This window comes from Geomicrobium sp. JSM 1781026, from assembly GCF_041949955.1.
Taxonomy (GTDB): domain Bacteria; phylum Bacillota; class Bacilli; order Bacillales; family Marinococcaceae; genus Geomicrobium_A.
Genome location: NZ_JBHFQF010000007.1, coordinates 18,393 through 30,287 on the forward strand (window position 1 = coordinate 18,393; position 11,895 = coordinate 30,287).

An 11,895-nucleotide genomic window follows, 5' to 3' on the forward strand; every position below is an offset into this window, starting at 1 on the left:
ACAACAACAAAAACCGCCCAACAATGCATCATTTAAAGCGTTATCATAGGCATTGACCGTGCGGCTCTCCCAGTATTTGGCGTGTAGGGTGAGGGGTTCGTTTCTTGGCTAAGAAACTGCGCCTAGTTCCTTCTATCTGAGCCCAAGCTGGTCCAATGGTTCCACAGAACGGAAACTTTTCCCCAACTCGAGTACAGAGTGCCTAAACTAGGTAACAGAATCAGGGTTCTCGCATCCCGCCAAGCATCGCAGTTGAAGAACCGACATGTCATCTGAAGTAAGAATGTGGCTAATTTGCGCTCTAGTTTTACAAAATCAATGCAAATATCGTTAAAACGAGCAAACTGGAGCGCAGCTTGGCGCCCCCTCTCCGCCGAGCATCGAGCCGCGCCGACAGCAAGTTGGGTCTGGATTCGCTTCACCTTCCACTCACGCCAAAACCCAACATCCATAATAGATGTTGGGTTTTGGTTGGTTTTCATTTAGCCAGGGGGGGCTATTTTAGAAGGAGAATGGTGTGCGTACATCTCCGTGTCCCGGGCGTGGGACCGGAAGGATGACGGACGCTTCTCCAATTGCTTGGATACGTTGCGTCACTTGATCGGTTTGGCCATACTCATCGGTAATGCCGAGCGTTACCGTGTACGTGCCAGAACGGTGGTACGTATGGTACACCGATTCTCCGGAAGCGCGCGTGCCGTCGCCGAATGACCATGAGTAATCAACAATTTCGCCATCCGCTTCAGACGAGCTCGCATCTAATACAAAGCTCTTGCCAGAATCAATTGATGCCGGCATGTCGATGACCGCTCTTGGCTCACTTGGTGCTGGCTCATCATCACTAGGCGTGTTGATGTACAGCTTGCCATCCGCCGTTTCGCGGACTTCATTGCCGAATTCATCTGTCGCACGAATTTCAATTTGTGCGCCTTCAGCAACAGCGTTTGAGATCGCCGTCCAGTAACCGACGTAATGACCGTCAGACGTCTCTCTCATCGGCAACTCAACGACATTGCTCGGGTCATTGATGAGTGGCATGCGAATCGAGAAGTACGCGTCCAGTCCAGACACTGAATCGAAAGAAATCGTTACCGTTTCTCCTGCATCAAGGTGACGGTCTTCACTAGGTTGAACATTTTCAATCGTTGGCGCTTCAAAACCTGCACGGATCGTTACACTCTCCGTTGTCGTGTTTCCTGCAAGGTCTGTCGCTTCAACGACAATTTCATTTTCACCAAGGTCAAGGAGCACACGGTGGCTAAAGTTACCGTCTTCGTCCACTTCAACTACAGTACCATTTACGGTGAGCTCATCAAGATTCTCTTCTTCGACTGAGCCCGTTACGGTGACGGTTTCACGGTTCGTGATGTCACCGTCTTCTGGTGATTCAATCGTTACGTTCGGTGCAACAGTATCTTGAATGACCGTTACAGGTGCTGACGGGTCACTCAGACCATCTTCAACTTCTGCACGGGCAACAAGTTCGTTCTCCCCTTCATTAAGAGGTACTTCAACACTGAATGATCCCGCATCCGCTTCTGTTACCGCAGCTTCTTCTTCATTGTTATAAATGATCACTTCTGCGTCTGCATTTTCATTCAACGTACCTTCAACTAAAATCGTATCTTCGTTCGTATACGTCATATCTTCAGGCGTTTCAATGACTGGTGCTTCGAGTTCATAAGAAACGTCTGCACGGATCATAAAGTTTCCGTAAGCAAGTTCTTGCTGGAAGCTTCCACCGACGTACAAGTACGATCTTTCAGCTTGAGCATCACCTGTTGCCATGTCCGTACCAATCGCTGGTGACAAGTCACCGATTTCTGTCTGAATGGAAGTGATGAAGAAATCACGATCGGTTACAATGCCATGTTCTGAAAGGTCGATATAGTTCCATGCATCCCGTTCGACGTCCACGACAAATGGTTCAACGAGTCGGTCTGTCGGGTTGCCGTTTCCGTCGGTATCATAGACGGCAAACTGCGTTTCTGTACCGCCTGGTACTGGGAAGTCATCTCCCCACACATACACGTTCACCCCGTTGACAATGGCAGCTTCCGCTGGTGTAAATTGAACGGCCATCCCGTTGTTCGCGGCATTCAATACGAGTGCATTTTCTGGGTTTCCATTGTCATAAGCGATTTCATCATCGAAGCCGATGAATGGGCGCAATTCAACCGATACTTCGGTCACTTCGCCACCAACGACTTCAATACCACTCACTTGCGTGCTGTGATAGCTCGGTGCAGAAACAGCCAGTGTGTAGCTTCCTTCAAGCACATCTTCAATGAGGAATGTACCGTCTTCATCGGTCACACCGTCAACGATAGAAGGATCTTCTAGCACACGTACGGTTGCATCTTCAATTGGCTCATCGTTACGTTCATTGACGACCGTACCGCTAATTTCTCCAGTCGGAATTTCATTGAGCATGAAATTCGCTGTCGTTCTTTCACCTGAGCTGATGGTGACTTCTTGTTCTTCTGCATAGAATCCGTACGCTTCAGCAACCGCAGTGAATGTACCTTCGCTATGGTTTAAGCTGTAAGCGCCTGTTGCAGGATTCGTGCTTGTCGAACGGTTTGTTTCTAGAATCGTTACGTCCGCATCAACCGGGAGACCGGCGACGGTTGGACGCTGGGCGTTCGTTTCTTCACGAACGTCAGATTCTTCATAATCAGACGTCCCGTCTGGTGCTGGAATACTCGTGACCGCATCGAGATCACGTTCCACGCGTTCCACATCTGGACGCTCGATGGATACGTCTTCGTTTTCAGCAACATGATCGACCGATTCGCTCGTTCCGACGACGGTTACATCGTCGATGTACCAGCCAGCATACGTAATGATGCTGTCAGAATCAAAAGCGAAGCGGAGTTGAATCGATTCACCTAAATAATCATTTAGCGAAATTTCAGCTTGTGCCCATTCTTGGTCACGACCCGTGAACTCTGCAAGTTCATCCCACGTATCGCCACCATCTGAAGACACTTGAACCAAGCCGTAATCCCAGTTGTTTTCGATATCTTGCCAGTAGTTGAAGTGCAGTTCCGCTAGCTCAACGTCTGACAAGTCTAAAACCGGGCTGCCGATATAGCTGTCTTCCGCATTGTTGTAGTTCCCTGACAAGCTTGTGGCCCACACATTGTCGCCAGTGAGTGCCCCGTTCGGGCCTGAGGTTGGCTCTCCCCATTCCCATGAGCTGTTCGTTCCACCACTTTCAAATTCACCGTCATCATCTTGGAAGTTGCTATGGTAGAATACCGAAATGTTCGGTGCGATGGCTGTCGCTTCATTGGATGTTTCACTTTCGTTGCCATCATAATCGTTCGCTGTTACGGCGTACGTATATTCCGTACCGCCTTCAACGTCCATGTCTTGGAATGTTGTGGACGTCGCGTTGCCAATTTCATCAAACCCGTCACCAACTGAACGGTATACCGAGTAGTTGTTCAAATCAAGATCTTCATCCGCCGGTGCATCCCAGCTAAGTTGAAGTCCTGCCGTGCTTGATTGCACGTCTAAGTTTGCCGGTGCGTTCGGTGCGGTTGTATCTTCACCGACGAGGTTCACATTGTCCAAGTACCAGCCTTCAGCTGTCGTTGAGCTATTTGACTCTAGGACGAAGGAAACGAGTACCGGTTCGCTTGAACCTGCATATTCATCTAAATCGACATACAGTGAGTCCCAACCATCGCTTGTGCCTGTGAACTCTTGGACGATGTCCCAACTGTCACCATAATCATCGGATACGAGCACATTCGCATAGTCAACACCACCAACGACGTCATACCAATGGTTCGTACGTAGGGAAGCGGTATCGCTGTCGCGAAGGTCTAGTGGCACGCTATACAGTACGTGCGTATCGTCAGAATAATTGCCAGAAAGGTTTGTACCGACGAGCTTGTCACCATTCACAGGCTCAGGGCCTGATTCAGGTTCACCCCACGCCCAGTCGCCGTCAAATGTCCAGCCGACAGGCTCAGAACTGAAGTCCTCGCTATATTCGCCTGGCTCGACACCGAAGTCGACATCCACATTGTACGTGTCGGTTTGCGCGATATTTCGACCGTAGTCACGTGCTTGAATATAGTATTCAAACCCATCTTCATCGATGAGATTCGCTGGAAGAAGCGCACGATACGTTCCTTCTTCATGGTCTCCTGCGACTTGCTCCATCGAGAACACATAATAGTGGTTAATGTTGTCGTTTGTCATCCACACTTCAGCATCAATGACCGACACATCGTCACTAATCGTGGCTGTTACCGGTACGTCATACCCAGCAAAAACGGAATCAACTGGCGAGTGCTCGATTTCCGGTGGAAGATCGTCACTGCCTTCTTGTAAAACTTGTCCTTCTAACGTTCCAAGGTCTCCTGAGATTGAGGCGACGGCTTCGTATGCGTTCAGCATCCCAAGTCCGTACGCATCATTTGGAACAGTTGTGTATTGGCTATCGGTTAACGGCTCAGCCGTCTCGTCTAAAATGTCGTACACTTCGTTTGGCGACAGTCCACTGTCTACAGATAGCAGCAATGCGGCTGCCCCTGCGATATGTGGTGCGGCCATCGACGTTCCGTTCCATCCTGCTTCATAACCACCGGGCACGGATGAACGTATGTTCACGCCTGGCGCGGAAATGTTTGGCTTCAGATCGTCTTCGTATTGTGAAGGCCCGCGGCTTGAGAAGCTTGCGACCGCATCGTTAATATCTACCGCTGCAACGGCATAGCTTTCTGGATAGTTCGCCGGCGGCGTTACCGTCTCCGATCCAGGACCTGAGTTCCCCGCAGAGAAGACGCCAACAATCCCGGAGTCTTGCCATGCTTGAACCATCGGTCGGTACCAATCATCCACGCCTGGTTGCCCGCCCCAAGAGTTGTTCACAATGTCCGGTGCTAAGCTAGGATCATCTTCAGGTGCTAACATGTATTGCCCAGAGGCAAGCAGGTCAGATTCTGTACCCCCAAGTGCCGAGAATGCACGGGCTGAGATCCATTCGGTATCCGGTGCAACCCCAATCTTGTTATCGCCGTCAGGGTCTTGTCCTAGAATCGTTCCCATGACGTGTGTACCATGAGGCTGAGAAGCTAAGTCATAAGGCATATCTTGCCCTTCAACGGCATCAAACCAGTTGCCGTATGGGTCGGAATTTTCTGGATCATCAGGATTGTAACCACGCCAATTTTGTTGTAGCGCTTCGTGCGTCCAGTCTGTGCCCGAGTCAATAATCCCGACCGTTACCCCTTCGCCCGTAATGCCAAGATCATCCCATACATCGGGAGCGTTCACACGGTCGATGTTCCACTCGACACTGTCATCAGCCAATTCCATATTCTCTGGCGACATTTCCGGCAGATCGAGTTCAATAAATTCATCCATCTTGATGCGGCTAATTTCCGGACGGAAGGATAGCGCCCGTGCTGTATCACGGTCCACCTCTGCCGCAATGACGTTCATAATATAAAGACTCTCATACTCGAGCACTTTGCCATCCGCTTCTGCTTGCTCCAACATCGCAAGCGGTGTCGCTTGCGTGTCGATGGCCGTACTGCGAAGTTCATTGTATACACTGTTACTCATCGCGCGACGCTGTTGGTGCGGCGTGGCGTCACTGCCGACCGTTTGCAACCCTTGCTGGGCAGCTGCCGACGTATCGACTTGATCAGACATCTCGATGAGTACAGAAACATGGTCATTGTTCCGGAATGCCTGTGCGACCTCATCATCAATTTTCTCGTTCGCTCTTTCCGCATTCTCACGCTGCAAGTCCGTCACATTCGAACGCTCAGCCGCTTGAGCCGTACCCGACCCAAACACTCCAGCGTACGGAGACATCACAAGAGCACCGATCATCATCACAGCGACATTCCGACGATACGTTACCTTTTTTCCCATCTGTTTCCTCCTTAAAATTTTTCTCGGTCTTTCAACCCCCTATGTACAAGGGAACAGAACCGAACGTCACCTCCTCGTGAGCAGTATGTTCCAGAGCCTTAAGTCTGTGGTGTCCTATCATATTACTAGATTTAATATTTAAAAAAATGAGAATAAACCACTTTCCTATTTTCCCAGTCTTAGGTCGAACGTTGTAGCTATCCTAGCCAAAATCGTCGAACATACACCGGGATCTAGGCATAACGATAGAGCCTTCCGCCCGCCCATTGTCATGACAAAACCTGTCGATTCCGAAAGAAACCATCCCAGTTCTTGTCGATTCGTGTAGAACAATGCCGAATTCCCGTTCTTTGACATCATTTGGCATAAAGTGCGGGGATTCTCCTTGTGGGTGGATGCAGCATCCAGTATTTTTCGAGTGGGGGGGTGGGAGTCTTCCAATCTGCGCTCTAGTTGACGCGTTCTGCGATCAAGTTTGCGCGTTTTAGCGATTTCAATGCTCTTTTTCCGAAACTTGCGCGCAGTTTGTTTCAACTTGAGCGCAGATTGAACCTAAACAAACTACTTACGACACGTCGGCCCCCGTACGGGGCCGAAACGCAATCGGTCTCGGTTCGGCGCGGCTCGCGCCGACAGCATTTTGGCACTTCTTGCAAGGATGGAAACGTGACCGCGCCATCTGTTACCGAGTTCACTCATTCTGTTACCTAGTTTATGAGAATTGACCGCTTTTACGGCGATTTCCCCTCGGTGCGGCTCGCGCCGAAAGCATCTTGGCACTTCATGCATGGATGCGAACGTAATCGCGCCATCTGTTACCGAGTTCACTCATTCTGTTACCTAGTTTATGAGAATCGCCCACTTTTACGGCGATTTCCCCAAACTTGAGAACAGTTTGGTCGCAACTCGGGCACAGTTTCCTCATCATCCCAACAACCTGCGACTTGTCGGCCCCTACCGGGGCCGAAGCCAAAACAGTTCCCGTTCGGCGCGGCTCGCGCCGACATCATTTTTGGGAATTATTCTACACAATTTAAATTTATAAGCTTAAAGGGGAGGATCTATTCAAACTTAGTCGAATGTAATACTAATAAAGGAGGCGATTTATGCATTGATCACTTACGTAAAACCCATCAAACCACCTGAACAACTGCTGATGCTGCGTTCCTTGGTTCGACGGCTACCAACAAAAAACCCTGTAATACAAAATGTCAGACAAAAACTCAGCCATGTTGAAGCAGGATATACTGGCGAAAAACTACTTGGAAAAACTTTTCATCATTTGTTTAGTGACTCTAATCGTTACCTTATCTTCCACAATATACGCTTGAAGAGTGGATCATATTTTCAAATTGATTTCATCGTACTCACTGCCTTTTATGCGTTAATTTTAGAGAATAAGCATATCAACGGCTCGGTTCATTTCGGCACATTACACCAATTCTCCCGCAAGATCGGCCCCAAAATTGATATATTTGAAAACCCTCTGGATCAATGTCTTCGTCAAGAAAAACTATTCTCTAATTTTCTAGAGACACAAAACTTTCCATTCACATATCCAGTCATATGTCGCGTAATTCTTTCTTCACACAACACAAAAATAACTGCTTCCGCAGAGTGCAGGGAAGCAGTCTTTCAACGAGTATTACGGCTAGAAGGACTTTTGTCAGAAATCCACGCGTTAAATGGCCGGTTTACCGAGCCCATCCTTACATCCAATCAAATCACAAGACTCTCAAAAACTATTCTCCACCAACACACCCCATCATGGAAAAGTCCCTTAAGCACTTTCGATATCAAACAAAAAACCTTGCCGGGGGCGTGATATGTACAAGTTGCCAAAATAAGATGACACTAATACCAAAAAAATCTTGGACGTGCACGAATTGCCTAGTAAGAGCACCGTTAGCTGCGAAGGACGCTCTACATGACTACGCGATGCTTATCTCTCCAAAACTTACCATTCAAGATTGCATTTCCTTCTTACAACTTACAGACCGTCATCAAGCAAAGCATATATTGAGAAAATATGCCTTGAGCCGCACAGGTCATACTAATAAATCCACTTATCATATTCCATATCCTATTGAGTGAAATACGACCTACGCCAAACCAGTCTCCGTTCGACGCAGTTCGCGCTGACATCATTTTGGCACTTCATGCAAGGATGCAAAAGTGCCCATCTCATCTGTTACCGAGTTCAGCCATTCTGTTACCTAGTTTATGAGAATTGACCACTTTTCCTGCGTTTTTCTCCAACTTGAGAACAGTTTGGTCGCAACTCGGGCACAGTTTCCTCATCATCCCAACAACCTGCGACTTGTCGGCCCCTACCGGGGGCCGAACCGAAACCGCCCCGCCCCCCTCGGAGCGGCTCGCGCCGACAGCATTTTGGCACTTCATGCATCGATGCGAACGTGACCGCGCCATCTGTTACCGAGTTCGCCAATTCTGTTACCTAGTTCATGAGTATTGGCCGCTTTTACGGCGATTTCCCCCAAACTTGAGAACAGTTTGGTCGCAACTCGGGCACAGTTTCCTCATCATCCCAACAACCTGCGACACGTCGCCCCCCACCAGGGGGGCGAACCAAAACCGCCCTCCCCTCGGTGCGACCCGCGCCGACAGCTTGCTCGCACTTCGGAGAAATTCGCCCACCCCACCATGCGGGCAAGCCGCACTACATGCGATTCGTCTCGAGCCAGCTCTCGACTTCCTCGACAACGTCTTTGACGCAGCCGTCTTCGAATGGAAGGGTGAGGCCGGCGCTCTTGACGAGTTCAGTGAAGGATTTTGAACCGCCTAATTTGCAGAGAGCGAGGTAATCGTTCCAAGCGGCCTCCCGGTCTTCGTTCATACGCTTCCAAAACTGCATGGCACAAATTTGCGCGAGGCTGTAGTCGATGTAATAGAACGGGGCGCCGTAGATGTGGAGCTGTCGCTGCCAAAGGGCGCCGCCACCCAAGTATTCGTTGCCGCCATAGTTCTTGTGCGGCAAGTACGTTTCTTCTAGGCTCTTCCACGCGAGTTTTCGCTCAGCGGGGGTCATCTCTGGATTGGCGTACACGATGTGCTGGAATTCATCGACAGCAACGATGTAGGGCAATGCTTGAATTTCCCCTGCAATATGGCTGTATAAATATTTGTCTGTGTCTTCCTTGAAGATGTTGTTCATCCAAGGGTACGTGAAATACTCCATGCTCATCGAATGAATTTCAGCGGCTTCCATCGTTGGCACTAAGTATTCCATGACGCCGAGGTCGCGGCTTTCATAGTTTTGGAGAGCGTGGCCAATTTCATGGGTTAACACGCCGACATCTCCTGCCGTTCCGTTAAAATTAGCAAAGACGAACGGCACGTTTTCATTCGGCAAAAATGTGCAGTATCCGCCGCTTTCCTTCCCATCACGGCTCTGCACGTCCATCAAATCTTGCTCTAGCATCAACCGGTAGAAGTCTTTCGTTTCGGCGGACAATTCATCGTACATGACACGCCCCTGCTCGAGCACCCAATCATCATCGCCCTTTGGCTTCGGATTACCGTCAGGAAACTGAAACCCTTCGTCATAATACATGAGCGAATCCACACCGATGCGCTGTCGCTGCTCTTCCCATAACCTCGATGCAAGCGGCACAATATGATCTCTCACCTGTTTCCTGAATTGAATGACTTGATCCGGACCATAATCCGTGCGGCTCATTCGTGCATACGCAAGCCCAATAAAGTTTTCAAACCCAAGCTTTTTCGCTATCTTCGTCCGCACCGCCACCAACTCATCGTAAATACGATCTAGTTCCGCTTCATTTTCATGCATGAAAGACGTGCGCGCCTTCACCGCCCGTTCGCGCACACTTCGGTCTGGATCCTGCTCGAACGGTTGCAGCTGCGCCAGCGTATATTCCTTTCCGTCAAAACGAATCTTAGCAGACGCAATTAGCTGCGAATATGCCGTCGTTAACCGATTTTCTTCTTGCAACTCCCCGACAATCTCCGGGGAGAACGTACGCAACTCCAAATCCTTTAACCGGAACAATTGCGGGCCATACTTCTCTTCCAGCTGCGGACGGAACTTCGCATCTACGAGCGCCCGTGAAAACAGATTAAACGCCTCGCCCAATTGCGGCATCTGCTCATCTAGAATCGCTTTTTCCTTTTTATAGAAAACATCTGTCGTATCCATCGAATGACGAATCATCGCCAAGGTTCCTTGTGTATACACATCGCTTTTCAATACAGTCATCTTGTCAAATAGCTCTACTTGTCGCTCAAAAGATTCCGCGTCATTAAAAGCGTCTGTAATTTCTTTCGTGCGCACATTCACGTGCTCAACATCAATTCCGACATATTCAATATCATGAAAGCTCTTCATCTCATATCACCTCGTCTTGCTTATTCGACATATCATTCGAAATCCCTGCACTTGAACGCTGATTCATCCGGTCATATACCTCGAGCATTTTATCGTTTGGACGCGTAAATCGGCTAACGAACAGAATAATGAGAAATGCAGTTGCAACCGTCGGAATCATCGGGTCGACCTCTTCCGGCCAAACACCAACATATTGCAAAGCCGTGGCACCGATGGCGATGACCCCACCAGAGAGAATGCCTGCCCAAGCGCCCGCTCGCGTCATATTCCGGTAGAACATGCTGATTAAAATGACGAGCCCACCGGCGCTTCCGGCAATCAAATAGGCGAGATTCATCATTTCCATGATATATCCGGGACGAGCAATTCCAATGGGTACAGATAACGCCGCTAAGCCGAGAACGATCAGCTTCGTCACGACGAGCATCCGAGCTTCAGAAACGTCCCGATGAATCATTTTTTGGTAAATGTCTCGACCTAAACTAGACGCACCGGCGAGCAGCCAAGAGGTGGCGGAGGTGAGGACGGCCATGAACATACCGGCCATCGCGATGCCGATGATGATCGGTGGCGCATACTCATACGTGTATGCAATCCAGAGCATTTCTGGGTCGGCAATGTTAGGAAATAGTGTGCGCGCATACATTGCCGAAATGAAAAATAGGGTGAGGGCAGGCAAATAGATGACAGCAACGGCAATCCCCGCTTTAATGATTTCTCGTTCATTCACAGCTGAGTAGAATCGGGTCAAATACCCAGGATTGCCTAAGTATCCGAACAACCAAATAAAAAACCATGAAAAAGCCATCATTGCTGACAGTTCACCGCTCGAGGTGAAATAGTCGGGGGATTCACTTTGAATGGTCGTGACGACCGACGACCAGCCGTCACTTGCGGAGATGAGAAACGGCATCGTCACGAGGAGGGAACCGATGATAATAAACGTTCCAATAAAGTCGGTCTTTAAGATGATGACCATCCCGCCAAACACGGTAAAGATGACGACAATCGCTGCGGTCATAAGCGTGCTTTGTGCATACGTAAAGCCAAACATCTCTCCGAACAACAGGCCGCCTTGCACGTATAAGGACCCGAGCAGGATGACCATCCAGACCGAGACGATGATGGAAAATACCGGACGGAGCAACGGGCTATCAAACCGTGCCGCAAGATAATCAGAAATCGTTAACTCACCGAAACGTCGTAATTTCGGACCGACTAAGAAGCAAAGAACGAAATAACTCCACGCAATACCTGCTGGAATCCACATCGTTCCTGCCCCAAAATCATAAAACCAGGCCATCATGCCAAGAAACGTCGCCCCGCTCACCCCTGAGGCAAATAACGATCCCGTTAGCAAATACCAGCGTCCACTCCGAGCGGCAACATAAAATGACGTGAGACCTTTAGACTGCAAGTACGAGTTCACACCTGTAACAATCATGATCACGAACACAATCGCTACTCCTACATAGATCAACGCATTCACCTCCTACTTTTTTTCCCACGGAAAACGTTCATGCTTGAGCCAATAGCCGCCAAGCACAAAAGATAGCATGACAGGCACTAGGCAAAAAACGAGCAAAAGCGTCATGTCTCCCATATCCTCACCTCCAGTTGCTGAA

General features: G+C 49.2%; 4 protein-coding genes. 1 reads left to right on the forward strand and 3 read right to left on the reverse strand.

The features are described 5' to 3' along the window. Positions 1–501: 501 nt before the first annotated feature. On the reverse strand, positions 502–5,901 hold the full coding sequence (locus tag ACE1TF_RS13520; RefSeq protein ID WP_375017486.1) for a S8 family serine peptidase: 5,400 nt from the start codon (positions 5,899–5,901) through the stop codon (positions 502–504). Positions 5,902–7,012: 1,111 nt separating this feature from the next. On the opposite strand from ACE1TF_RS13520, the gene ACE1TF_RS13525 reads away from it, so the two are divergent. Then, the gene (locus ACE1TF_RS13525) at positions 7,013–7,726 is read left to right on the forward strand and encodes a nuclease-related domain-containing protein (protein ID WP_375017488.1); all 714 of its coding nucleotides are present in this window, start codon (positions 7,013–7,015) and stop codon (positions 7,724–7,726) included. Positions 7,727–8,581: 855 nt separating this feature from the next. Here ACE1TF_RS13525 and ACE1TF_RS13530 read toward each other — a convergent pair. After that, entirely contained in the window at positions 8,582–10,270 is a 1,689-nt protein-coding gene (locus tag ACE1TF_RS13530) for a M3 family oligoendopeptidase (protein WP_375017490.1), read from the reverse strand. A 1-nt stretch (position 10,271) separates the two neighbouring features. Further along, the gene (locus ACE1TF_RS13535; protein ID WP_375017492.1) at positions 10,272–11,750 is read right to left on the reverse strand and encodes a sodium:solute symporter family protein; all 1,479 of its coding nucleotides are present in this window, start codon (positions 11,748–11,750) and stop codon (positions 10,272–10,274) included. Between the last annotated feature and the right edge of the window lie 145 nt (positions 11,751–11,895).